This window comes from Pelagibacterium nitratireducens (genome assembly GCF_037044555.1).
GTDB lineage: Bacteria > Pseudomonadota > Alphaproteobacteria > Rhizobiales > Devosiaceae > Pelagibacterium > Pelagibacterium nitratireducens.
This window is the reverse complement of sequence record NZ_CP146275.1, coordinates 537,614-561,112: the sequence shown is the minus strand read 5'-3', so window position 1 is coordinate 561,112 and position 23,499 is coordinate 537,614. Positions and strand designations below refer to the sequence as shown.

28 protein-coding genes and 1 tRNA gene are annotated in these 23,499 nt (G+C 61.8%); 12 read left to right on the top strand and 17 right to left on the bottom strand.

Features of this window, described 5'->3' with window-relative positions; genetic code table 11:
• Positions 1 to 108 precede the first annotated feature (108 nt).
• Together V6617_RS02950 and V6617_RS02945 are read left to right on the top strand one after the other, a co-directional pair.
• Positions 109 to 975: a zinc-ribbon domain-containing protein gene (locus V6617_RS02950; RefSeq protein WP_338608988.1), complete on the top strand. Its 867-nt coding sequence runs from the start codon at positions 109 to 111 to the stop codon at positions 973 to 975.
• Between the two features lie 19 nt (positions 976 to 994).
• Positions 995 to 1,399 (top strand): response regulator, encoded by a 405-nt coding sequence (locus V6617_RS02945; protein WP_338608986.1) that lies wholly within the window; start codon positions 995 to 997, stop codon positions 1,397 to 1,399.
• Between the two features lie 27 nt (positions 1,400 to 1,426).
• On the opposite strand, the gene V6617_RS02940 is transcribed toward V6617_RS02945, so the two are convergent.
• Complete coding sequence (locus V6617_RS02940; protein ID WP_338608985.1) at positions 1,427 to 1,933, bottom strand: hypothetical protein; 507 nt, start codon at positions 1,931 to 1,933, stop codon at positions 1,427 to 1,429.
• A gap of 12 nt (positions 1,934 to 1,945) precedes the next feature.
• The gene (locus V6617_RS02935; protein WP_338608984.1) at positions 1,946 to 2,800 is read right to left on the bottom strand and encodes a hypothetical protein; all 855 of its coding nucleotides are present in this window, start codon (positions 2,798 to 2,800) and stop codon (positions 1,946 to 1,948) included.
• A 216-nt stretch (positions 2,801 to 3,016) separates the two neighbouring features.
• Between V6617_RS02935 and V6617_RS02930 the strand changes: the two genes are divergently transcribed.
• A complete protein-coding gene (locus V6617_RS02930; protein WP_338608983.1) occupies positions 3,017 to 4,600 on the top strand; it encodes a helix-turn-helix domain-containing protein in 1,584 nt (527 codons plus the stop codon).
• 35 nt (positions 4,601 to 4,635) lie between these two features.
• Here V6617_RS02930 and ampH read toward each other — a convergent pair whose 3' ends face one another.
• The 3 genes from ampH to argH form a co-directional block, all read right to left on the bottom strand.
• The gene (gene ampH / locus V6617_RS02925; protein ID WP_338608982.1) at positions 4,636 to 5,745 is read right to left on the bottom strand and encodes a D-alanyl-D-alanine-carboxypeptidase/endopeptidase AmpH; all 1,110 of its coding nucleotides are present in this window, start codon (positions 5,743 to 5,745) and stop codon (positions 4,636 to 4,638) included.
• 297 nt (positions 5,746 to 6,042) lie between these two features.
• Positions 6,043 to 7,323, bottom strand: a complete 1,281-nt coding sequence (lysA, locus tag V6617_RS02920; RefSeq protein ID WP_338608981.1) for a diaminopimelate decarboxylase — start codon at positions 7,321 to 7,323, stop codon at positions 6,043 to 6,045.
• A gap of 3 nt (positions 7,324 to 7,326) precedes the next feature.
• Positions 7,327 to 8,709, bottom strand: coding sequence for an argininosuccinate lyase (gene argH, locus V6617_RS02915; protein ID WP_338608980.1), 1,383 nt, complete (start codon positions 8,707 to 8,709; stop codon positions 7,327 to 7,329).
• Positions 8,710 to 8,748: 39 nt separating this feature from the next.
• On the opposite strand from argH, the gene V6617_RS02910 reads away from it, so the two are divergent.
• Together V6617_RS02910 and V6617_RS02905 are read left to right on the top strand one after the other, a co-directional pair.
• Complete coding sequence (locus V6617_RS02910) at positions 8,749 to 9,396, top strand: redoxin family protein (RefSeq protein WP_338608979.1); 648 nt, start codon at positions 8,749 to 8,751, stop codon at positions 9,394 to 9,396.
• 104 nt (positions 9,397 to 9,500) lie between these two features.
• A complete protein-coding gene (locus V6617_RS02905) occupies positions 9,501 to 10,565 on the top strand; it encodes an HD-GYP domain-containing protein (RefSeq protein WP_338608978.1) in 1,065 nt (354 codons plus the stop codon).
• 193 nt (positions 10,566 to 10,758) lie between these two features.
• On the opposite strand, the gene V6617_RS02900 is transcribed toward V6617_RS02905, so the two are convergent.
• The 8 genes from V6617_RS02900 to gluQRS form a co-directional block, all read right to left on the bottom strand.
• Positions 10,759 to 10,914 carry a hypothetical protein gene (locus tag V6617_RS02900; protein WP_338608977.1) on the bottom strand — a complete coding sequence of 52 codons (156 nt, stop codon included), beginning with the start codon at positions 10,912 to 10,914 and terminating at the stop codon, positions 10,759 to 10,761.
• A gap of 52 nt (positions 10,915 to 10,966) precedes the next feature.
• Positions 10,967 to 11,155, bottom strand: a complete 189-nt coding sequence (locus tag V6617_RS02895; RefSeq protein ID WP_338608976.1) for a YjfB family protein — start codon at positions 11,153 to 11,155, stop codon at positions 10,967 to 10,969.
• A gap of 272 nt (positions 11,156 to 11,427) precedes the next feature.
• On the bottom strand, positions 11,428 to 12,108 hold the full coding sequence (locus V6617_RS02890; protein ID WP_338608974.1) for a rhomboid family intramembrane serine protease: 681 nt from the start codon (positions 12,106 to 12,108) through the stop codon (positions 11,428 to 11,430).
• A 191-nt stretch (positions 12,109 to 12,299) separates the two neighbouring features.
• The gene (locus V6617_RS02885; RefSeq protein WP_338608972.1) at positions 12,300 to 12,704 is read right to left on the bottom strand and encodes a hypothetical protein; all 405 of its coding nucleotides are present in this window, start codon (positions 12,702 to 12,704) and stop codon (positions 12,300 to 12,302) included.
• A gap of 249 nt (positions 12,705 to 12,953) precedes the next feature.
• Positions 12,954 to 13,826, bottom strand: coding sequence for a GGDEF domain-containing protein (locus V6617_RS02880; RefSeq protein ID WP_338608970.1), 873 nt, complete (start codon positions 13,824 to 13,826; stop codon positions 12,954 to 12,956).
• A gap of 95 nt (positions 13,827 to 13,921) precedes the next feature.
• The gene (locus V6617_RS02875) at positions 13,922 to 14,512 is read right to left on the bottom strand and encodes a cob(I)yrinic acid a,c-diamide adenosyltransferase (RefSeq protein ID WP_338608968.1); all 591 of its coding nucleotides are present in this window, start codon (positions 14,510 to 14,512) and stop codon (positions 13,922 to 13,924) included.
• Positions 14,513 to 14,536: 24 nt separating this feature from the next.
• The gene (locus V6617_RS02870) at positions 14,537 to 14,734 is read right to left on the bottom strand and encodes a twin transmembrane helix small protein (protein ID WP_338608966.1); all 198 of its coding nucleotides are present in this window, start codon (positions 14,732 to 14,734) and stop codon (positions 14,537 to 14,539) included.
• Between the two features lie 168 nt (positions 14,735 to 14,902).
• Positions 14,903 to 15,760, bottom strand: a complete 858-nt coding sequence (gene gluQRS, locus V6617_RS02865) for a tRNA glutamyl-Q(34) synthetase GluQRS (RefSeq protein WP_338608964.1) — start codon at positions 15,758 to 15,760, stop codon at positions 14,903 to 14,905.
• A gap of 34 nt (positions 15,761 to 15,794) precedes the next feature.
• Between gluQRS and V6617_RS02860 the strand changes: the two genes are divergently transcribed.
• The 3 genes from V6617_RS02860 (at position 15,795) to V6617_RS02850 (ending at position 17,860) form a co-directional block, all read left to right on the top strand.
• Positions 15,795 to 16,454: a DNA-3-methyladenine glycosylase gene (locus tag V6617_RS02860; protein ID WP_338608962.1), complete on the top strand. Its 660-nt coding sequence runs from the start codon at positions 15,795 to 15,797 to the stop codon at positions 16,452 to 16,454.
• 25 nt (positions 16,455 to 16,479) lie between these two features.
• A complete protein-coding gene (locus V6617_RS02855) occupies positions 16,480 to 17,139 on the top strand; it encodes an alpha/beta hydrolase (RefSeq protein WP_338608961.1) in 660 nt (219 codons plus the stop codon).
• 163 nt (positions 17,140 to 17,302) lie between these two features.
• A complete protein-coding gene (locus tag V6617_RS02850) occupies positions 17,303 to 17,860 on the top strand; it encodes an HNH endonuclease (RefSeq protein ID WP_338608960.1) in 558 nt (185 codons plus the stop codon).
• 6 nt (positions 17,861 to 17,866) lie between these two features.
• Here the strand turns inward: V6617_RS02850 and V6617_RS02845 are convergent, their stop codons facing one another.
• Together V6617_RS02845 and V6617_RS02840 are read right to left on the bottom strand one after the other, a co-directional pair.
• Positions 17,867 to 18,385 carry a disulfide bond formation protein B gene (locus V6617_RS02845; protein WP_338608959.1) on the bottom strand — a complete coding sequence of 173 codons (519 nt, stop codon included), beginning with the start codon at positions 18,383 to 18,385 and terminating at the stop codon, positions 17,867 to 17,869.
• A 12-nt stretch (positions 18,386 to 18,397) separates the two neighbouring features.
• Complete coding sequence (locus V6617_RS02840; RefSeq protein ID WP_338608958.1) at positions 18,398 to 18,979, bottom strand: YqaA family protein; 582 nt, start codon at positions 18,977 to 18,979, stop codon at positions 18,398 to 18,400.
• A gap of 178 nt (positions 18,980 to 19,157) precedes the next feature.
• Here V6617_RS02840 and V6617_RS02835 point away from each other — a divergent pair, with 178 nt between their 5' ends.
• Positions 19,158 to 19,586, top strand: coding sequence for a hypothetical protein (locus V6617_RS02835; protein WP_338608957.1), 429 nt, complete (start codon positions 19,158 to 19,160; stop codon positions 19,584 to 19,586).
• Between the two features lie 103 nt (positions 19,587 to 19,689).
• A tRNA-Leu gene (locus V6617_RS02830) sits at positions 19,690 to 19,774 on the top strand.
• 66 nt (positions 19,775 to 19,840) lie between these two features.
• Here V6617_RS02830 and V6617_RS02825 read toward each other — a convergent pair.
• On the bottom strand, positions 19,841 to 21,292 hold the full coding sequence (locus tag V6617_RS02825; RefSeq protein ID WP_338608955.1) for a CHAD domain-containing protein: 1,452 nt from the start codon (positions 21,290 to 21,292) through the stop codon (positions 19,841 to 19,843).
• A gap of 134 nt (positions 21,293 to 21,426) precedes the next feature.
• Here V6617_RS02825 and V6617_RS02820 point away from each other — a divergent pair, with 134 nt between their 5' ends.
• Together V6617_RS02820 and V6617_RS02815 are read left to right on the top strand one after the other, a co-directional pair.
• Positions 21,427 to 22,176 (top strand): GNAT family N-acetyltransferase, encoded by a 750-nt coding sequence (locus V6617_RS02820; protein ID WP_338608953.1) that lies wholly within the window; start codon positions 21,427 to 21,429, stop codon positions 22,174 to 22,176.
• The gene (locus tag V6617_RS02815; RefSeq protein ID WP_338608951.1) at positions 22,094 to 23,017 is read left to right on the top strand and encodes a hypothetical protein; all 924 of its coding nucleotides are present in this window, start codon (positions 22,094 to 22,096) and stop codon (positions 23,015 to 23,017) included. Before V6617_RS02820 ends, V6617_RS02815 begins: the two co-directional genes overlap by 83 nt.
• Before the next feature lie 7 nt (positions 23,018 to 23,024).
• On the opposite strand, the gene V6617_RS02810 is transcribed toward V6617_RS02815, so the two are convergent.
• Positions 23,025 to 23,426, bottom strand: a complete 402-nt coding sequence (locus tag V6617_RS02810; protein WP_338608950.1) for a helix-turn-helix domain-containing protein — start codon at positions 23,424 to 23,426, stop codon at positions 23,025 to 23,027.
• Positions 23,427 to 23,499: the final 73 nt, after the last annotated feature.

The following is a 23,499-nucleotide window of genomic DNA, read 5'->3' as shown; positions in this document are numbered from 1 at the left end:
GCCATCACCCCCCAATGGCCCCATCATGGCGGCGTTTCAAGAGTTTTAACCCGGCGCCCTTAGGGTCGGGGCAAAGATTTTTCGCTCAACCCGTTCGGTCCCTCGCGCGTGATCATCACCTGCCCCAATTGCCAGACGCGCTACAAGCTCGGCTCCGATGCGCTCAGCGCAACCGGCCGGCAGGTCCAGTGCGCCGCGTGTTCCGAACTCTGGTATGCAACGCCGAGCTTTCCCAACCCCTCTGTCCCGCGCCCCGATCCCGAACCCTCCGACGACGAGCTGATCTTTCGCGCCGATGCCGACACGTTGTTTTCCGCGGCCGACGAGGAGCTGCTCGACGCCTCCTTCCTGCGCGCCCAGGCAGCCCCCGGCACCCCTGCCCCTGACGATGAAAGACCCACCGAACCCCGGCCGGAAACAGCTGCCCACCACCCGCTTCCCTCCATCGACACAGCCGGCAATCGGGCCCGCATCGAAGCTCTGGCCCGCCGCCGCAACGGCATGCTGGCCGCCCACCCCATCGCCCGCTTCCGGCGCTTTTTCCGCATCGCGCTTGTGGTATTCATCGTCGCGGCACTGATCGCCGCTTTCACCCTGCGCACCGAAATCGTTTCGGCCGTTCCCCAGCTTGACGGGCTCTATCGCCTCGTGGGCCTGGGAACAAATGTCATCGGACTTGATTTTACCGAAATTAAGACTTTGCGAACCACGCAGAATGGAAACCCCGCCATTGTGGTCAACGCTAAGATTTCCAACATAACGAATCGCATAACTTACGTGCCATCGGTGCTGGTGAGCCTGCTCGATGGCGCTGGCGCCATTGTTTACGAATGGACGGTGACCCCGGCCACCCGCAACGTCCTGCCCGGCGATACGCTGGCCATCGACGCGCAACTGATCGGACCGCCGCAAGGCGTGACAAACATAAGACTGAGCTTTGTCGACGGCGCCAACGGCGCGGCGGCGGAACGCTAAAGAATAAGGGTAGAGCCCCATGGCACGCATACTGGTGGCCGAAGACGACGACAATGTCCGCGCCTTTGTGACCCGCGCCCTCGAAATGAGCGGCCACGAGGTGATCGACGCCTCCGACGGCGGCCTCGCCCTCGAAATCGCCAATGAGCACAATGGCAATTTCGACCTTCTGGTCTCCGACATAAAAATGCCCGTCATGGACGGCATCGGCTTGGCGCTGGCCATCGGCGCCCAATACCCCGCCATGACCATTCTCTTGATGACCGGCTTTGCCGACCAGCGCGAACGCGCCCATGGCCTGGACGCCCTGATCTACGACGTCCTGGGCAAACCCTTCTCGCTCGCCCAGCTGATCGAAAAAGTCGACGACGCGCTGGCAGGCAAGCCCGCCGAGATTATTCCGCTGGCACGCTCGGCGTTGTGAACGATCCGATGACGTCAGATTCTGCGGTCAGGAACCGGTGCCCGAAGGCATCTGGATGGTTTCGAGCATGTCCGATACGAGATGTCCGGAATCGTTGTTAAGCGTATCGAACAACAGCTCGACCTGCTCCTCGCCAACGACCGACTGAAGCACGGTCACAAAAGTCGGGTCGACCCACAGGTCGGCGATTTTTTCGTCCAGAATGGCCGCGGGGATAGCCGCACGGTCCATATCCAGATCGGCAACGTAGGGGCTGTCGAGAAGTTCGGACAGGGTCGCCTCCAATATCTCGGGCGGCAGGTCGGGCATGTCTGGCACCTCGGGCTCCGCAGATTCGTTGTCGCCATCCGTTACTATGGTCGCCGCCGCTATGACGCCAAACGTTATGGCCCCCGCCGATACGCCCCCTATGCCCTGGTCCCCTATACTCTGGCCCGCGCCTGCATCGGCATTGCTTTGCTGCGCGATGGCGTTTCCGGACAGGCAGAGCCCGACTCCCAAAAGGCCGGCGGCCATTATCCTGGTTCCGTTCATGTCAGCCTCCCCTTAAAACATGATCCGCAAGCCAAGCTTGCCGTTAAGATCGGTAGAATTCTGGTTGGCGATCGTGGTGCCGATATTGCCATAGAGCGTGAACCCGTCGGCCACTTCATGCGATGCACCGACCGAGACCAGTCCATAGGAGGTGTCCAGTGGATCCTCGCCGGACATCACTTCCGCCTTGAGAAGTGAGACCAGCCCGACACTGGCATTAAGGCTGGTATCGGCGTTGACCTGATAAGTGCCGCTGAGAGAAAGCGTGTTGGAGACGAGGCGCGAATAGCTCTCGTCCACGCTGTTGCTCGGGGCATAATCGGCATGGCTATAGTGATAGGCCAACTGGTTCGAGATGGTTATCCGGCTTCTAAGGTCGCGATAGATATCGATGCCGACCCCGGCATGGGCCGAGGCCGAAAACAGACCCGTAAGGCTTGAATCGGCGCCGTTGAACACCGCCTCCTGCTCGCCGCCGCTCACCGTCCCACCGACCTGGAAGCGCAGATTGTAGGTTGGCGCGTAGGCCAGCGACAGGCCCACGCCGGCGATGGTGCCGGAGGTGTCGATGTCTGCGAAGCGATTGGCGCCCGATCCCCATTGATGCCTGAGGGTCAGGCTCGGGGTGACCACGAGGCGCGAATCGAGATAGCGCGCGATGGCCCCGACACGCCATTGCAACTGCCGGCTCGAGTCGGCAAAGGGAATGGTGGAACTTTCATCGGTGCCAGAATAACCCAGTTCCGCGAACGTCCCCGCCACACCGAGGCGTGACAGGGCGTCCTGCCAATCTCCATCGGCTTGCTGTGCCTGCGCAGCAAACGGCAATCCGGTGACGATACATGCGACGAGAATACGGCTTTTCAAGTTGGCCCCCTGAATCGGTGGATGAATTGGGTCCCACACCTAGCAGGACAATCTCGCACCACTGTTTGGTTGAGCCCGATCGCTGCTTTTTTTGGGATTTTTTCGTCTCAGGGGAGAAAACCCTTTCGCCGACTGCGCCTCACATCCTATCGTATCCGACACCGCCCGGCGGACGGAGGGCTGGTCAGAGACACGAATTCGATCCGGGGGGATTTTTTGGTTCGCTATCACGATCTCGCCTTCCAGCCCGACATGCTGACGGCCAGGCGCGATGATGGAGATATCGTGCGTCTCACCCGGCAGGAGCGCGCCTTGCTGCTGCGCCTGGTGCGTCAGCCGCACGCTCTGGTGACGCGCACCCAGGTGCTCGAGGCCCTCGGAGATCGGGCGGGTGGCGTGCTTTCGGAACGCAATGTCGACTATCTGGTCAACCGATTGCGCAGACGGCTGGGCGACAGCGCAAAGCAGCCCAGGTTCATAGCCACCCAGTATGGCGAGGGCTATTGCTGGATTGCCGAGCCGGCCAACACCGAGCCACTGTCGGGGTTCCTTCTTGTCGGCCCTGTCTTCGGGGTCGACCAGGACAGTTTCGGTTTCCCCCATCGGCTGACGGAGGCCATCAAGGCCGCAATCGGTTGCCGAAAGTCCGTGCTTTACCAGTCCGACTGGCGGCAGGATCCCAAAGCACCCGGCGCTTTTGACTTCACCCTCGACGTCAGCACGCATTTCGAGGCGGATCGGTTGCATCTCGCCCTGGCCCTGCGGGCCGGCCGATCCGGCCAGATCATCGAAAGTTTCCGGCGCACCGTTTCACGCCCACACTCTGCCAAGGCGGCTGGCGATCTGGCCAGGACGATCACAAACAGCGTATGGCGCCATGAAGCCATGCCCGGGCCGGGCGCGATCGATCCTGCCGATCGTCCGGCCCATTTGCGGCTGCACGATGCAGCCGTGATGCTCACCGACGATACGATCAGTTGGCGCGAGAACGCGGCCCGGCTGCGCGACGCTCATGCGGCCGACAAGAGCGATCCCAGACTGTCCTTGATGTTGGCGCTCAACCATTATGCCCGGCTGCTTCAGAGCCTGGAAACGATCGGTGATGCTCCGCTTGGCACCGACGACTGGGACGCACTGGAAACCGAGATCGAATCGCTCTCGCTCAGGGCGTTGCCGGACGCCCATGGCCATCCGCAACAGCTTCTCGCCATCGCCAAGCTGCTGCGCTTTATTGATCGCGGCCATCTCGATCTCGCCGAACGCCTGACTGACGAGGCATTTCGCAACAGCACGGCCTTTGCCGCCGTGTTCTCCATGAAGGCCCAGATTGCCGCGAGCAGGGGCGATATCGACGCTGCCGCAATGCTTTACGACAGAGCCATGGAGATGGCCGAACCCGGCTCGCAGTTCCATATCTACCTGCTGATCCTCAAGTCCGTAGCCATGATGGCCGACGACAGGCGCGGCGCCGTCGACCAACTGGCGGTCGAACTCCATGATTTCGATCCCAATGCCAATATCGGCTACGGCCTGTTCATGGCCTCGCCCAATGCCGGCAGCCTGAACGCCCCTCAAGAGGATGCCCTGGCCGCCATATCACCGGAGGTCGCCCGGAACCTGACGTCCTATCTTTTCAGGATATCGGCCCGCCCGTTCCAAAGGCGCACCCACCAGCGCAACGTCATGAAGGGATTGACCACACACCTGGTGCGCCACCATGGCGCTGGAGCCATTGCGCCCGACATCGCCCGGCGGTTCCCCGAACTGGTCCGCGCGTCACGCAAAGGACGTGCCCGCTGATTGCACCATCGGTACTTGCCGCCGCTTTGGAAGGCTCAACGCGGCGCGAGTCTGGCAATCAACTGGTTGGCGACGTTGGCCATTGCGGTTGCGGCGGAAAAGTCGAACTGGTTGATGGAGATGAAGACACCGACGCCGCGCGACGGCGCAAACGCGAGGTAACTGAAAACACCGTCAGTGCCACCGGCCTTTTGGATAATGAGCGGTCGGTCGCCTTCGGGCATCATGATCACCCAGCCGAGACCCATGGCATCCATATGTCCGGACTCATCCATTCCCGCCACCGGGGTCAGACCGTCGCGCATGGCCCAGGCCGCGTGGCTTATGGCTCGGGTCTCTGCATCGACCTGATCGAAGCGATCGAGGTTCCAGTGAAGGTATTTCACCATGTCATTGGCCGTCGCATAGAGCGAGGAGGCGCCAAACCGGTTGGGGATCGGTTCGCCGGGATCCATCTCGACGCCATTCCAGTCATACCCGGTCATGACGTTGTCGCCCTGGGGTCGAAGATACCCGGTGGACGTCATTTCCATCGGGTCGAGGAGTTTTTCCTGAACAAGATCGGCGTAGTCCATCCCGGAGGCCCTTGCGAGCGCCATCGCAAGAAGGTCGTAGGCGACATTCGAATACAACATGCCTTCGCCAGGCGCAAAGAGCAGCGGACCGTCCGCGAGATTGGCGGCGAAGGAGGCGTCACTATACCTCTCAATGCCGTCGCGCGGTTCAAGTTCGCGCGCCAGCCCGCTGCGGTGCGTGGCCATGTCGATCAACCGGATCTCCTGGCCGTCAAATCCGGGGAGCGTTTCGACAACGCTAAGAAGTGGCCCGGCGGGGTCGGTCAACGCGACATCGCCGCTGACGGCAAGGCGAGCGAGCGCGAGGCCGGTGAAGGTTTTCGTGATCGATCCGATGCCGATCTGGGTTTCACCATCGGGCTCGATGCCGCTGCCGGTTCTGACCTCGCCGAATCCGAAGACCGTACTCTCGCCGTTCCGAACGGCGGCAATCACCATTCCAGGCACGCCGGTGTCGAGATGAAATATCTGGCCGGTGAACCCTACCATCTCATCAAGCAGCGGATCATTGGCCAATGCAGGCGACGAGACGAGAAGTGCAGCGGTTGCGGCGGCGAGGATATGTTTCATCAGAGGCTCCGAGTTTCTGGCAGGAGCCGGCATGATAAGCACAGTAACTTAACGTTTAGACAGGCCCTGCTGCGGTCTTACCCCTGACCGCCGACAAAATGCTGTCTTGGGCGCAGACGCATTATTTCGGGCCGTTCTGACGAGCCGAGCACCGGCCGCAAAAGGCAAAGCTCGACAGCAGCCCGGTTCCCTGACACCCGGCTGCATCGGCCCCGGTATAGCCCCGAGCACGAAGGGGCCATCGCGATTTGGCGCGCCCTTAGGCTGCTGGCCGGCCCGCCCCTGTAACGCCCGTATCTAGGCCGCCCCGGCCTCGTCCTTTACCCATTCGGGCACACTATCGAGCCCAATCAATTCATCCAGCGTCTGCCGTGGCCGCACCGTGTGCCATTTCCCCCCATCGACCAGCACTTCGGCGATCAGCGGGCGGGTGTTGTAGGTCGAGCTCATCACCGCGCCATAGGCGCCCGCGCTCATCACCACCAGAAGATCGCCCTCGGCCACATCGGCCATCTCCCGGTCGATCCCCAGATAATCCCCAGTCTCGCACACCGGCCCCACGATATCGGCGCGGATGGTCGCAGCCCCCGCTTCCTGCATGGGCAGGATATCGTGATGGGCTTCGTAAAGCGTGGGGCGGATCAGATCGTTCATCGCCGCATCGACGATGACAAAGCTCTTCTTGTCGGTCTTTTTGACATATTCGACCCGCGTCACCATTACCCCGGCATTGCCCGCGATCAAACGGCCCGGCTCAAGGATCACCTTGCACCCCAGCGGATCGGTATGGCGGCGCACCAGCTTGGCGTATTCCACCGGATCGGGCGGCGGGGTATTGTCCTGTTGATAGGGAATCCCCAGCCCGCCGCCGACATCGACATGGCCGATGTCATGCCCCGCCGCCCGCAGCCGTCCGACCAGTTCGGCCAGCAGCCTAAAGGCGTTGTCGAACGGTTCGAGCTCGGTGATCTGGCTGCCGATATGCATATCGACACCCACCGCCTTCAAATTCTTGCACGCCGCGATCCGCTCATAGACCGCCTCGGCCCGCGCGTAGGGGATGCCGAACTTGTTTTCCGATTTCCCGGTCGAGATCTTGGCGTGGGTTTTCGCATCCACATCGGGATTGATCCGCACCGAAACCGGCGCAAACTTGTCCATCTCTGCGGCCACCGCGTTGAGCCGCTCCAGCTCGGGCTCGGATTCGACGTTAAAGCACAGGATGCCCACTTCGAGCGCCCGCCGCATCTCGGCCCGGCTCTTGCCCACGCCCGAAAAGATGATTTTCTCCGCCGGAATCCCCGCCCGCAGCGCCCGCTCGAGCTCGCCGAGCGACACCACATCCGCCCCGATGCCCTTTTGCGCGGCAATCGCCAGCATCGCCTGGTTGGAATTGGCCTTCATGGCATAGGCGACCAGCGTGTCGGTGCCCGCAAAGGCCCCCAGCATCACATCGATATGGCGGGTGAACGTTGCCCGCGAATAGCAATAAAACGGCGTGCCGATCTCCTCGGCCACCGCCGTCAGATCGACATCCTCGGCAAACATCCAGCCGCCGCGATAGGTAAAATGATGCACCAGTCAGTTCCCCAGCCGCTCGCGCCAGCCCGCAACCTGCGCCGTCACATTGGCCGGCGCCGTCCCGCCGAAACTGGTCCGCGACTTGACCGAATTTTCAACCCCAAGCACCTTGAACACCTGGCTGGTGATCCGCTCGTCGATCTCCTTGAAATCCTCGATGGTCAACCCTTCGAGCCCACAGCCCTTGGCTTCCGCCGCCGCCACCGCGCGCCCGGTGATGTGATGGGCATCGCGGAACGGAACGTTCGCCGCCCGCACCAGCCAGTCGGCCAGGTCCGTCGCCGTCGAAAACCCGGCCCCCGCCGCAGCCGCCATCTTTTCGCGATTGACGGAAAGGTCCCCCATCATCCCGGTCATCGCCGCCAGCGCCAGCGAGAAATTGTCGAGCGCATCGAACGCGATTTCCTTGTCTTCCTGCATGTCCTTTGAATAGGCCAGCGGCAGCCCCTTCATCACCATCAAAAGCGAAGTGAACGCCGCAAAAATCCGCCCCACCTTGGCCCGGATCAATTCCGCCGCGTCCGGATTGCGCTTTTGCGGCATGATCGAGGACCCGGTCGAAAACTTGTCGGAAAGCTTGACGAACGCAAACTGCGCCGACGACCAGATCACCAGCTCCTCGCTCAACCGCGACAGGTGCATCGCGCAGATCGACGCCGCCGAAAGCGTTTCGAGAATAAAATCGCGATCCGACACCGCATCGAGCGAATTGGCCATCGGCCGATCGAACCCCAGCGCCTCTGCCGTCATCTCCCGATCGATCGGAAACGATGTCCCGGCCAGCGCCGCCGCCCCCAGCGGGCTCTCGTTCAGACGCGCCCGCGCATCAACCAGTCGCCCCTTGTCGCGCTCGAGCATTTCCACATAGGCCAGCATGTGATGCCCGAAGGTCACCGGCTGGGCGCTCTGCAGATGGGTGAACCCTGGCATGACGGTCCCAGCTTCCGCTTCGGCCTTCTCGACCAGAACCTTTTGCAGCGTCTCGACCTGCGCCGCCAGCATGTCGAGCCCGTCGCGCACATAGAGCTTGAAATCGGTCGCCACCTGGTCGTTGCGCGAGCGCGCCGTGTGCAGCCGCCCCGCCGGCTCGCCCACCAGCTCCTTTAGTCGGCTTTCCACATTCATGTGGATGTCTTCGAGCGCTCGCGAGAAGGTGAACGCACCCGCCTCGATTTCCGCCCGAACGGTCTCTAGACCCGAGATGATGGCGTCCTTATCGTCGCGCGTCAGAATGCCGGCTGCCTCCAGCATCGTCGCATGCGCTATCGATCCGGCGATGTCGTGCTTGTAAAGGCGCTTGTCGAAGCCGATAGAGGCGTTGATCTCTTCCATGATGGCGTCCGGGCCGGACGAAAACCGGCCTCCCCACATGCGATTGCTCATCGGCGCCTCTTACTTGAATACATTTGCGAGTGAAGGTTTATGGATCAGGACGAAAAGCGAAAATCACCCCGCCCCATCATCGTCGGCACGGGCCTTTTCGCAGCGGCGCTAGGTATAGCCGTGGCCGTCTGGCTTAGCAATGGCGGCGCCAACGCCGCAACCTGCCCCGTGCGCGCCGAGGCCGCACAAGCCATTGACGATGCCGCAACCGGCGAGCTCGCCGCCCTTTTGCCCTCGTCCCAATGGCGCGATTATTCCGATCTGGCCTTCGAGGATGCGGACGGCAATCCCGTCACCCTCGCCGATTTCGCCGGCAAGAAGCTGCTCATCAATTTCTGGGCCACATGGTGCGCGCCCTGCCGCGAGGAAATGCCCTTCCTTGATGCGCTCGAAGCGCAATATGGCGGGGACGATTTCGAAGTCGTCGCCATCAGCCTCGATATCGGCGCCGACGGCCCCACCGCCGCCGCGCTGTTTCTCGAGGAGATCGGCGCGCAAAATCTCAAACTCTTCGCCGATCCCAGCTACAAGCTCTTCGAACGCCTGCGCAACGAGGCGGTCACGCTGGGCCTGCCTGCAACCATCCTTGTCGATGACGAAGGGTGCGAACTCGCGGTGCTGCAGGGCCCCGCCCATTGGGACACCCCCGATGGCCACAATGTCATCGAAACGCTGCTGGACATCTGACCGCGACACCCCCCGCAATTTTACTTACTAAAAATTGAGGGATCGGACGCATACTGATCGCGGAGGAGCCGCCACCCGCGGCGGCGAAACAGCGGATCACCAGCTTGACCAGTCCGAGCGACGCGGTTTTGATGATCACCGACAGCCCTTTGGAGGCCTCGCCCCCGGCTGCCCGCTGGCCGGCGATCGCTCGGGTCGAACCGCTCGGCGAGTTGGGCAAAATCGATCTCTCGCCCTATACGGCCATCCTGGTCGACGCCGATCTCTCGAACACCGCCAACATAGACCGTCTCAAAAAGAGCCTGCTCGCCCTTGAGCGCACTATTCCCCGCTATTTCCTGGTCGCCGAGGGCCGGCGCGTCGAAATCGTTCAGGCCAATGTGCTAGGCGCCCACGCCACCGAACCACGGCCGCTGACCGCCGATGGGCTCGAACGCCTGCTCTCGAGCACGGCGCGTCAGTCCCTTAAGGAAATGCTCGATAGCTCGAGCGCCGCCGTGGCGCAGGCCGCCTCACGGGCTTTGGGCACCGCCTTTGAAGCGCTGCGAACCAACACCAGCTTTGATTCGGCCAGCGTGGCGGAAGCCAGCGACACCATCGTTGACAGCGTCGGCACCGACGGGCTCGGCCAATGGCTCGACACCGTGCGCGCTCACCATCAGGGCACCTACCAGCACTGCCTGCTGGTCACTGGCGTTCTCACCAATTTCGCCCAGAAAGTGGGCATGAGCAGCGCCGATATCTCGAAACTCACCACCGCCGGCCTCCTCCACGACATCGGCAAGGCCACCATCCCCGTCGCCATTCTCGAAAAGCCCGGCAAGCTCACCCCCGCCGAATTCGTCCAGATCGCCCGCCATCCTCTCGAAGGTTACGACTACCTCAAGGCCCACGCCAATCTGAGCACCGACATTCTGGCCGCCGTCCGCAGCCACCACGAATATCTCGACGGCAGCGGCTACCCCGATGGCCTCGTGGCCTCCCAGATCGGCGATCTCACCCGCATCGTCACCATCTGCGACATCTATGGTGCGCTCAGCGAACGCCGCGCCTACAAGCCCGCCATGAGCCCGCCCGAAGCGCTGGCCATTCTCGAGGACATGTCCGCCGCCGGCAAACTCGAACCCGCCCTGGTCCGCGCCCTGCGCGGAGCGGTCGAAGCAGCCTGAGGCGTTCGGCACCCACCAGCGAGATCGCCAAGGCCTTGAGCCCCAGCCAAAACCGCCACCGTCACCCCGGCCTTGAGCCGGGGCCCAGTACACTCAGTGCCCGAGACAGAACCGCCACGCTGCCGCATACTGGATCCCGGGTCTTCGCCCGGGATGACAACGTCGCGCGGGCAAAACTGGCCCGCTCTCGCCCTCAGGCGCTCTTGTCGATCTGATGCGTCGCTTCGGCCTCCGCCGCAGCGCCAGAAGCATCGAGCCGCGCGATGGTCTTTTCGATCATCATCGCCCCGCGCTCCCGGGCGATCAGCGCCGCCGTGGCCTCAAGGCTCCCCGCCTCGATTCTGGCCATGCGATGGAAAAGGATTTCTGGAGAATGCCGGATCAGCATGAACAGCCGCAGCTCAAGCCCGCTTGTCGACCCTGGTCCCCATCCCGGCAGGGGCCGGCGCCGGGGCGTTCTCGACAGCCTCGGTCAGCATGGAAATCATGCTCATTTCCATTTCGTGCTGCTTTTTGACCATCAGCATCTGGGCGGTCTGAACGGTCTGGGCCTGTTTCATGGCCACCGCCGTGGCGGCAATATCGCTCATCTTTGCCCATCCTTGTCGCATCTGCGTGCGCCCATCAGACTAAGTGCCCGCGCCTAAGAAACCCTTACCCTCGATTAACCAATGGCCGACGGCCAATCCCCATCGCTTCGGCCATCTTGGCCCTCGCCCCCTCAGGGAGACTTCGAGCCGCCTTGCCAATCGTGCCGGTGGCACGATTGCAGGCGAGAAAGCCGGCAGGCAGTGAGGGGCCTTGAGCGCCAGAGCAGGTCAGCCTGCCGCCTTAAAGGCCAGCCCGAAAAGCATCCACCGCCTCACCCGCCCCACAGCGTAACCTCACCCCGCTTGAACACCAGAACCAGCACCGCTCCGGCCACGACCCCGCCCAGATGCACCCACCAGGCCACCCCGTCATCGCCCCAGATAAAAACATAGAAAAGCTGTGTCGCGACCCACAGGCCCAGCACCGCCCAGGCCGGAAGCGCCAAAGGAAAGGTGATGATCAGCCGGTTGAGAACGAACACCCGCACCTTTGGATAAAGCACGAGATAGGCCCCGATGATCCCGGCCACCGCCCCCGATGCCCCGATCAGCGGTCCCATGGCATCGGGAAAAAGCCAAAGATGGCTCAGCCCGCTCAACACCCCGCAGGCAAGGTAAAAGACAAGATATTTCCAATGCCCCATGGCGTCTTCGACATTGTCGCCGAACACCCACAAGAACAGAAGGTTGGACAACAGGTGCAGCCAGTCGGCATGCAGAAACATATAGGTGAAAACCGTCGCCTGATCGGGCAGCCACGGCGCCGGGCCTTCGACCGCTCCGCTGACCACCGCCGGGATCATCCCATAGGTGATCTGGCCGAAATAGAGCCCGTCCTGCCCGCCCGCCCATTGCATGAGGAACACGGCGATATTGACCCCGATCAACCCGTAATTGACGAAGGGCCGCTCGATATGGGCGATCTTGTTGCTGTCATAGAGCGGCAGAAACATCGGCGCGGTCCCCTGTCTGAGCCCTCGGTGTGCCCGAGCGCTTCCCGACCACCCGATACCATTTTTGCCGCCGGAACGCGCGCCAAAACAAAAGCCCATGGCGCCGGCCCGTTCTCTCGGATCGGCGCCAGGGATAGCCATTCGTGCACCGGGCGAAAAAGCCGCTCGTCCGCCCCGCTGCGGAAGGGCCGCTACTCGGCCGGCATCGGCCGGGCTGGTGAGGCGGTGCGCGCCGGCGCAAACACCGTGTAGGCAAAGATCAGCACCCCGGCGAACGTCACGAGCGAACCGCCCGCCACAAGAGGCTCAAAGCTGGCATTGCCCTGAAGCAGGAAATATAGCCCCAGGACCATGACGGCCACACCCAGCGTATAGACGCCGTAATGCACCATCGCCAGCCGCGTTGCCGCCTTGGCGGGGTTGAGCGCGTAATAGCCGCCGAACAGCGCGCTGGTCACCCAGCCGAGCAGGTTGAGATGGGCGTGGGCGCCGGTCACGTTGTGGACGCCCGATATGGACATCTGCAACCCCATGCCGATGCCGATAACGAGAAAGACGATACCGCTCTGGAAAAAAAGATGTGAGACCCTGGGCATTTTTCAAACCCTCATGGGCAAGCCCGACCTCCCCGTGAAGTCTCCGCCGCCCCAACGCGGATAATACGCCTCGAAAACGATCACGAAAAGTGGAGAAATCGATGCTGACCGGGCGGTTGCGCCCGTTCCTGGAGCGTGTCCGGCAAAACCATGTCCTCGACGCGATCGGGGATGGAAACGGTTTTGCGGTTCGGACGCGCAGCAAGGGTTTGGAGCCAGGGATTTGAGTCAGTCAGATCCAGAACGGCTCTAGGACGCGACCGCCGCCATGTTCCGGCCGTCCTGCTTGGCCTTGTAAAGATAGGCGTCCGCGCGTCTGTAGGTGTCCAGGAACCCACTGTCCTGCCGGTGCAGATTGGCCGCCCCGATGCTCACCGTCACCGTCTGGTCGAGCCCGATCCCGCGCAGCGATTGCCCCGCCGCCTTGCGCAACCGTTCGGCCGCCAGCGCCACATCGCTGCCGCCGGCCGACGGCATGAGCACGCAGAACTCGTCACCGCCCGTTCGCACCAGATGGTCAGTCGCCCGGATATTGACTCTTATGATGTCGGCGGTCGCCAGGATCACCTGGTCGCCCACCGTGTGCCCATGGGTGTCGTTGATGGCTTTGAACTTATCGAGATCAATGACCAGCAGGCCAAAGCTCTTGCCCGCCTTTTTGTAGTCCTCGAACATCGGGATACCGTATGCGTTGAGCCAGCGCCGGTTGCGTGCCCCGGTCATGTCGTCGGTCAGCGCCACATCGGCCAGCCGGCCCACCTGCCGGTCGATGGTGGCCACCGCCCGCTGTACGTTGGTCATCAATTGCCCGGCCTCATCGCCATAGCCTGTCGGCAGGTCGGGAAAATCGCCACGCTCGAGATAATCGGACAGCGCCAGCGACGAGCGCCGAATCGGCTCCATCATTGCCGCCATGGCCGCAAAGGCCAGCCCCGTGCCCAAAAGCGTGGCCAGTGTCGCGATCGCCAGCACCGGTAGGCTCCCGCCCACCTCGGATCGCACCGCGAAAAACGCCAACAGCGAAAGCAGCGGGATATGGGTCGAAACAAAGCAGACAAGAAAGATCTTGCCCTGAAAGCTTGCCGGCCATTTCAACGACGCCATCTGCGAATAGAATTTCAAGGTCCGGCGTCCGTTCTCGTTGCCTGCTCGGGTTTTGCCCGGTCTATAGGGCAAGATCGTGATGTCGGCCATCCCGCCGAGCGCATGGCAACTATTCAGCTTTTTTCGGTGCCTGTATTGCGCCCCGGCTCCCACAAGACGTCCTTGCTGCCATTGCCATTAGCCACCCGGCCCAGAACGAACAGCAGATCCGAGAGCCGGTTGAGATAACGGATCGCTTCGGGGTTGAGATCGGGCTCGGCCCGCCGCGTTGCAACGCACACCCGCTCGGCCCGCCGCGTTATGGTGCGCGCCAGATGCAGCGCCGCCGAAAGCGGTGTGCCCCCGGGCAGCACGAACGAGGTGAGCGGCTCGAGCACCTCGTTGAACGCATCGATCTGGCCCTCGAGCCACTCCACCTGCCGCGCCGTCACCCGCAGGGCCTTGTAGGAACGATCCTCGTCGGGACCGGGCGTTGCAAGATCGGACCCCAGATCGAACAGATCGTTCTGGACCCGCCCCAGCGCATGATCGACCCGCGCCATGTCCTTGGTGGAAAGTCGCGCCAGCCCGATCGCCGCATTGGCCTCGTCAACGGTGCCATAGGCCTCGACCCGCAGATCGTCCTTGCCCCGCCGCGGCCCGTCCACCAGCCCGGTCGTGCCGTCATCGCCGGTCTTTGTGTAGATCTTGTTGAGCTTGACCATAAGAACCTTGCCCCCCTAAGGCACCTATCTTTGCGGCCCGAAGAAGTACAACGCCGCCATCAAAAGCGCCACAGCAATAGCTTGCATGATGACGCGGGCCCGCATCAGCTTCTGGCTCGTGTTGCCCGATCCGCCCTTGAACATGTTGTAAAGCCCCATGCCCAAGATGACCGCTACCGCAGCGACGGCCAGAACGATCACGATGTTGAGGGAAGTTTGCATGGGATCGCTTTCAAAAAATGGATCGATACGCATGTCTACGACACCGCATCGCTATCGGGTCATGCCCCATTTTGTCGCCCCGTTACACCCATCGCGGCAATCATTGCAAATGTTGTGGTCCCCAACACACAAGTCCATAGCTTTTCGCGCCATTGTTTGGGCTAATATTCAAAACGAAAACTGCGCCGTGATGTCCTCGGGCGTAATCCCCAGCGCCCGCAACCCGGCAAGGCTTTCCGACCCTTTGGACTTGGAAAGCTTTTCCGCGTCCGCCCCGACAATCAACCGATGATGGGTATAGACCGGGCTCGGCAAATCCATAAGGTTTTGTAAAACAACGTGAATATCGGTCGAGGCATAAAGGTCCGTCCCCCGGGTCACATGCGTTATGCCTTGGATGGCATCATCGACCACCACCGAAAGATGATAGCTGGTCGGGGTATCCTTGCGCACGATCACCACATCCCCCCATCGCCCGGGCTCGGCCGGTCGCTCGACCGCCGCGCAAGAGGGGTCAGGCATCGCTTCGCGGATCACAAATTCCTTCTTTCCGTCAAGGACTTGCCCCATATCCAGACGCCATTGCACCGGCACCCCAGACTCGAGTTTTTCCAGCCTTTCGCGCCCCGAAAGATGTCGGCAGGTCCCAGGATAAATCGGCGCCCCATCCGGATCGACCCGCCCATCGCTCGCCGCCCGGATCTCGGCCCGCGAACAAAAACACGGATAGAGCAAACCCTTGCTCCGCAAGGCATCCGCGGCCGCCAGATAGTCGGAAAAATGCTCCGACTGCCGCCGCACCGGCGCGGACCATTCAAGCCCAAGCCATTGTAAATCAACAAAAACCGCTTCGACAAATTCGAGTCGACACCGCGCGATATCGATGTCTTCGATCCGCAGCACAAACGCCCCGCCCAGCGCTCTGGCCCAATGTTGGGTATACAGCGCCGAATAGGCATGACCCAGATGCAACAGCCCGTTCGGGCTTGGCGCGAAGCGGAAAATAGTGCGAGATGGCAATGACATGACCGACAGCAAATCCTCTTTGAAAGCCCCTACCATGAGCGCCCTTGCCACTCCAGCCCGGCTCGACAGCGCCCAGGCGCTCGCCGCTCATCTCGAGGGATTAAGCCAGCGCGATCAACGCCTTGCCGCTGCCATAAGCCGGGCGGGCGAGATCACCCTGCGCACCTCGCCATCCGGTTTTGAGGGCATGGCCCGTATCGTTTGCGGCCAGCAGCTCTCGGTCGCTTCCGCCCGCGCCATCTGGGGCCGGGTCGAGGCACTGGGCGCCATAACCCCGGACGCATATCTCGGGTTCGACGAACAGACCCTACGGAAAACCGGGCTTTCGCGGGGGAAATTCGAAACGATTCGCGGCGTCGCCCTCGCCATCACCGAGCAGGGATTGGACTTTTCCCAGGTTGATGTGATGGATCCCGACGACGCCATCGAGACCCTCACCCGCCTCAAGGGCATCGGCCCCTGGACTGCCGAGATTTATCTCCTGTTCTGCGCCGGCCACCCCGACATCTTTCCCGCCGGCGACCTTGCCCTGCAAAAGGCCGTCGAACACGCTTTCGATCTTCCCGCGCGCCCGCTGCCCAAGGACTTGATCCCCCTGGCCGCCCAATGGTCACCGCATCGGGGCGCCGCAGCCCTGATGTTCTGGCGCTATTTCTCGGCCATGAAAAACTCCGACGCCTGGGACGCCCTCTGATTCTCCCTCAATCCAAGGACCATCGATGACCGAACCCGTAAAGCTCTCCGGCCCCATGCTGCCCGCGGTTTCAGGAGCCGCGAAAAGTCTCGTCGTGCTCCTCCACGGCTATGGTTCGGACGGCCGCGACCTGATCGCGCTCGGCCAATTCTGGCGCGACAGCTTCCCAGATACAATGTTCGTCGCCCCCAACGCACCCCATGTCTGCGGCGGCAATCCCTTCGGCTATGAATGGTTTCCGCTCGATCTCGAACGCGACCGCACCCTGGCGCGGCTCACCGGCGCCGAGACCGCCCACCCGGTCCTTGAAACATTCCTCGCCGACCTCTGGGCCCAGACAGGTCTTGGCCCCGCCGACACCGTCCTCGCCGGCTTTTCGCAAGGGGCCATGATGGCGCTCTATACCGGCCTGCGCCGTCCCGAAGCCCTCAAGGCCATCATCGCCTTTTCCGGCCTTCTCGTCGCGCCGGAAAAGCTCGATGCCGAAATCGCCTCCAAGCCTCCCGTGCTGCTTATCCATGGCGATATGGACGAGGTCGTTCCGGTCATCGGAAGCCAAACCGCACTGCCCAGACTCCTCGATCTCGGCATTGATGCAAAGCTCCATATTTCCCAAGGCTCGGGACACACCATCGCCCAGGACGGGCTCGATACGGCCACCGCCTTCCTGCGCGAAATCCTCTAGCAGGTTGGATTCCCCGCAGCTTTTCAACAAAGTTCTTCACAGCTCTGTCACAAGAGGCGTAGAGTATAGCGATGGAATCGCCGGAGCGCTTCCGGCAGCGGTCAGAGCGCATTCAGGATTGGAAGCGTTGCGGGGAGGTTAAGTCCATGCCCCGGAGGATTTTGTGACAATCCACGTGTCACCTCAGGCCTGTCCCGCTCTTGTCCTGAACGCCGATTTCAGGCCGCTCAGCTATTATCCATTGTCCCTTTGGAACTGGCAGGACGCAATAAAGGCCGTTTGCCTGGACCGCGTTCATATTGTCTCCGAATACGACAAGGTGGTCCGAAGTCCGAGCTTCGAGATGCGCCTGCCGAGCGTCATTTCGCTCAAAGACTATGTCCAGCCCGCCAAATACCCCGCCTTTACCCGCTTCAACGTTTTCCTGCGAGATCGTTTCCAGTGCCAGTATTGCGGCTCGCGCCACGATCTGACCTTCGATCACGTCCTGCCGCGCTCAAAGGGTGGCCGCACGACCTGGGAAAACATCGTTGCCGCCTGCTCGCCCTGCAATTTGCGCAAGGCCAATCGCACCCCGCGCGAAATCGGCATGATCCCGCGCCAGAAGCCCTTCCAGCCCACAGTGCACGATCTGCATAATAACGGCCGGGCTTTCCCACCCAACTATCTCCACGATAGCTGGCTCGATTATCTCTATTGGGATATCGAACTCGAGCCGTAGGCCGGCTTACGCTTTGCGGCGCAACTGCCCAATGATGGCGAGTACCAACATCACCACGATGGCTGCCGATATCAGTGCGTTAAACCCGGCCAGCGAGATGCCGGCCATCTCCCACTGAATGGCGTCGCACGGCACAATGCGCACATCGCTCATGTCCGAAAGCATATCGAGGCTGACAGCGTCGTCGCCGACCCCGGTACAGCTCTGCGGACCGGGCCACCAGCCCCATTCCACACCTGCGTGATAGCCCCCCACCCAGGCGCCCCAGGCAAACAAACCGGCAACCACGCCCATCAGTCCCACCCGGAATGGCGTCGGAAGCTTTCTCCAAACGATCAGCGCCAGGGCCAGTAGCGGCAGGCCGATATAATAGGGCCAGCGCTGGGTCAGGCACAATTCGCACGGATAGAGCCCGCCGATGAACTGGAACGCCAACGCTCCGAGAATGGCGGCAAGCCCCAGAACGAAAGCCGCGCCGGCCTTGACCCGATCCGATGCCGGTGAAAGTGGAGAAGTCTGCGACATGAGGCGAAAATCCTAGCTCAGATAGCGGATGGCGACGAACCCGCCGATCAACAATACGGTAAACACCATTGTGACCAGACCGAGCCGTTTTTCGATAAAATCGCGGATCGGTGGGCCGAAGAAATAGAGCAGCGTCGCCACGAGAAAGAACCGCGCACCGCGCGAGATAATCGAACCGAGAACGAAGACCGGAAGCGACAGCCCGGCAAAGCCGGACGCTATGGTAAACACCTTATAGGGAACCGGCGTGAACCCGGCGACAAAGACGATCAGCAACCCGTAATCGGCAAACCATTGCTGGAGCTGCTCGAACGCCGGTCCGTAGTGGTAGAAATCGATGATCGGCCGCGCCAGCGGCTCGAACAGGAACGCGCCGATCACATACCCGAACATCCCCCCCAGCACCGAGGCGATCGTGCAGATCGTGGCATTCCACCAAGCCGACTTGCGGTCTGCCACCACCATGGGGATCAGCATCACATCGGGCGGCAGCGGAAAAAACGAGCTTTCGGCGAAACTCACCCCGGCCAGGGCATAGGGAGCCTGTCGGCTCACGGCCATTCTCATGGCCCAGTCATAAAGGCGGCGCAGCATATATAGTCGTCCCCAACTGGCGGGCGGGCCGGCAAGCCATGCTCCATCCGCACTAACTTTTCAATCACGATCACGCCGGATTTACGGCGCAGCCCGCGAGCACTTCACTATCCCTATCGGCAAAAGGTTCAAAAAGCGCCAAAGCTCTCATATCGCACCGCGGCCAGCGCCGCTCGGGTTGCCCTCAGAAGCGTCACAAGCACCGCGATCGGGCAAGCGAGGCTTCGATCTCCCCGAGTACCAATCGTCAAGTCTGGGGGCTTTAAAGGCCCTCGAAACGCTGGCGCCGCTCGAACCGGAATCGCTCGCGCAACGTCTCGATACCATTCTTGATGCCGGATCGGTCATCGCCAAGGACGCAACAATGGGAATTCTGCCGGGTCTCGCCCGCACCGGGCACTACGAAAAAACGACCCCGATCATGCTTGATCGAATCGGAACCGACCCCGTCAATCAATGGCCTGCCTATGCCGAGATTGCCGCCGATATCGTTGCCGGTCCGGAACGTGCGCGGCTTATAGCCATCCTCGAGTGGCGGTTGGCCGGTGTCTCCCAGCCAGCAAAGCAAAAGCGCATCGCCAAAGTAATCGGTTCCCTCTTGGGCTGATCGGTCGTTCCGGCATCAAAATCACAACGGAACGCAAAAAGGCCGGCCCGGGGCAATTGACGCGGCGCTCTGTTTGCCTATAGTCCGCCGCGACAAATCTGCTGCGGGTGTGGTGGAATTGGTAGACGCGCTGGACTCAAAATCCAGTTCCGAAAGGAGTGCCGGTTCGATTCCGGCCACCCGCACCATTATCTTTGGCTTTATAGGCAGTCCGCTGGCGCCGCCTCAATCGCACCGGCGAACGCGGAAATTTCCTAGTGCCAGAAAGGCTTGAGACCAATCAGGCTGTCACGCGCCGCCTCAGCCCTTTCAAGCGTTTCGGTCGTGTCGGCGCCCGATAACACTCCTTCCGCCCCCTCGGTACCGTCCAATCCGTTTCTTGCCAGAAGATCCGGCGCCGCCGCCAGATCGTTGAGCGTGCCCAGCTTGTCCTGAACGGCCTGCAGCCCGTCGATGAATCGGCCATGTCGCTTGGCGGGCTTTTTGCCGGTATAGAGTCCGGCAAAAAACTCGGCTCCATAGCGCAGCTTCTTGGCCAGCTTGCGCACCTCGTGCCGATCCTCATCGCTGAGCCCGGCCAGCCCGTCGCTGCGCTTTTTGAACTTGCTGAAAGCTTTCTCCAGCGCCTGAGCGGCAAATTCGCCGAGCACGCATTCATGTGCCCCATCGCCATCGCCTCGCCACGCTCCCACGGCGATCCACTCGGCGAGGTCCACCATCAACGCTCGGGCCCGCGCCGACCCCAGTATCGCCTCGAGCCCGTCCTGGGCCCCTTCACGCAACCTACCGATGGCGATCCGCAACTCACTCGATTGCGCACGACCGTAGAGCACGTCGAGATCGCGCACATCGCCCAATTCCTGCGCCAGCCATTTGAGTTCGTCCCGAAAATGGACGTACCGCCCGTCCTCGACCGCCGGCTTGAACAGCGTGAGCGCCGAACGCAGCCGCCGCAGGCCCACTCGCGCCTGATGCAAAGCTTCGGGCGAACGCCGCCGCACCAGGATATCCTCGTTCAGCCGATATTGCCGCATGCACGCAGCGGCAATCACCGAAAACCCGTCCGAGACCTTCTGGTCGGCTGAAAGCGGTATGAACTCGGCCTTGACGCTCTCGGCCACCGCGTCGAGCAATCGGTAGCCGCGTTCCGATTTGGTCATCACCCCGAGCCGCACACTGGCCAGCGCGTCCAGTTCCCGCGCCAGCTCGAACAGCACATGGGCCCCACCCGATTTCAGTTCGAGTTCGATCTCGCAGAAATCGCTTTGTCGGTCGTCGGCTACGACAATTGCAGTATCTATCGCAAGTTCAACGACGCCGTTTTGGCGCGCAATGTCGAGGCTCCGTCGCTCCACCTCGAGCGAAAACAGCGGCGCCAGCGCGTCGAGCGTTTGAGGTGGCAGCCCGGCCAACGGCGTATCCGAACCCGGTTCAGGCTGCTCGGACGGTACTGGCTTTTCCCACTCATTACGCGCGAACAGCCCCGCAGCCTTGCCTTGCGTGGCTTTCACGGTCTGGACGTATTGCGCCCCGTCAAAGCGCGTCCTCAGCGAGAGCCCCGCCATAGCCAGTGAGCGACCGGGTGTGTCGAAATAGACCGAGCGCAAATCCCGCCGCCCCAACTCTCCATGCACCTCCGCCCACTGGAGAACCGGCCCCGCAGCCACGGGCGCGATCTGCAGCTTGAGTTCAATTTCCTTACCCATCGCAAAATCTGCCAGTTCAACAAAACTGCCCTACCCAATACGAAATGTATTTCGAGAGCAATCGAGGAACGGCGGAAGGGCTTTTGCATTAACCTTTTGTCCATCAAAGTTAACGCGCCCCAAGGATTGCGGCCATGCTGTCCATCGAACCGCTCAATCAAGCCGATATCCCTGTTACAGCCAGCCTGCATCGCGACAATCTGCGTCTTGGGCTTTTTCCCAAGCTCGGCCGGCATTTCCTTGGCCTCTATCAGCAAAGTTTCGCCAGTTCGCCCTATGGAATCGCGCTGGTGGCCCGCGACGAGGGCACTGTAGTGGGGGCCCTGTTCGGCACCACTTCGAATGCCGAACACTACCGCTGGGTTACCCGCAATTTCGGCTCGAAACTCGCGCTGGCTGGATGCAGTGCCATGCTCACCCGCCCTCAGGTCGCTCTCGATTTTGCCTGCACCCGCGCCGGACGTTACGCCAAGGGCATCGCCCGCCACGTGGGGCTCACCCCATCGGGTTCGAGCGGACCCAAAGCCGCCTCGCGACCGGTTTCTGTGCTGAGCCATATCGTGACCGACGTCAATGCGCGCCGCCGCGGCGTTGGACGCCGGCTGATCCAGGGCTTCGCCAGCCACGCAACCTTGCTGGGAATCCATCGGGCTCTGTTGGTCACCGAGGAGGGTGGACTGGGCACACCGTTTTTTGAAAGACTGGGCTGCCGGCTGGTTGGACAGCATAAGAGCCAGGACGGCGCCACGCTGAGGGAATACAGGCTGATATTTGATGAGGAAGGCGCTTATGAGGATAGGGATGGCGGTCGGGTCGCTTACACTGTTGTGCGCGCTTATCCAAAACGGCTGGGCCCAGCTTCCACCCGTCCCCAACGCCCCTGATATCGTCAACCCGGCCACCCATCAGAACGGAGCCGAACCACTTTCCCAAAACGAGACCCATCCCAACGCCAAGCGTCTGGCGAGCCAGGTTGCGCTGGCGCTGACCACTTACTCCCAAACAGAAACCGCTGAACAGATCGCTCGACGGCTCGACTTCGCGGGTTCCGAAGCAAAGGGACTGGCGGCCACATTTCACATCCCCGGGGCGTGGTCGAAGGGACGGATCATCTATCCCCAGCTCGGTGGTCTGGGCGCCAGCGCCGCCTCGGTCATGGTGGTCGTCGAACAGATGGTTGGCACATCCGAGGGCATTCGGGTCTTCATAAGAACCCTTGACGTCAGATTGGCTCTGTCCGATGGGATTTGGCGCTTTGCTGATCTCGCTTCCATCGGCGGCACGCTGATTACCGAGCCCGCCCCGCCCTCGCCTCAGGCTCTTGCAGTTCTCAACGATCCTCGGATCGAAATGCCCGATTCGGCCCGTTGGGACATTCTGTCAGGCAGTATTTCCCAGAACCTGCTCGCCGTCATGGCGCGCCTTGCCGAACGGTTCCCCTTCGGCGTGGTTACACTTTCGCAGGGCCATCCCTATGAGGTGTTCGGGACCGACCGGCAATCCGATCACACAAGGGGGCGGGCCGTCGATATATACAGGCTCGGCGACACTCTGGTCATCGACGGCAGAACGGACGGATCGGCGGTCCATCAGACAGTGCAGTGGCTCTACCAGCAGCCCGAAATCCGTCAGATCGGCTCACCATGGGCGCTTGACGGCGTCGGCGGCAAATCATTCACCGACAGGCTGCACCAGGACCATCTGCACATCGCAGTCGCACAATGAGGAAGGATCAGGCCCGCCGGCGCTCGGGCTGTATGGCGACCCCATCTTGGGCGCGATCATAATGGATACGCGCCCGCGCCACTTGATCCTGGTGTTCTGCCGCCCAGTCCCAAAGCGCCCCAATCGGCCCCGTCAGCGTACGACCCATTTCGGTCAACGTATATTCCACCCGGGGTGGAATTTCCGCATAGACGGTGCGCGTCACGAGCCCGTCGCGTTCAAGATTTCGTAGGGTAAGCGTGAGCATGCGCTGGGATACCCCGTCAATGGCCCTGCGCAGTTCGGAAAACCGCATGGTGCCGCCCTTGAGCCTGCCCACCACCATGACGCTCCACTTGTCGCCAATCCGGTTGAGTATATCGCCCATCGCCGTGCAAACCGTTGCTTCATCAGGCTCGATACCGGCCATTGCAGCATACCTCCGAGATTGAACTAGGTTCCATATAATGCTCTTGGTTACCAATGGGAACCCTTGACCCAAA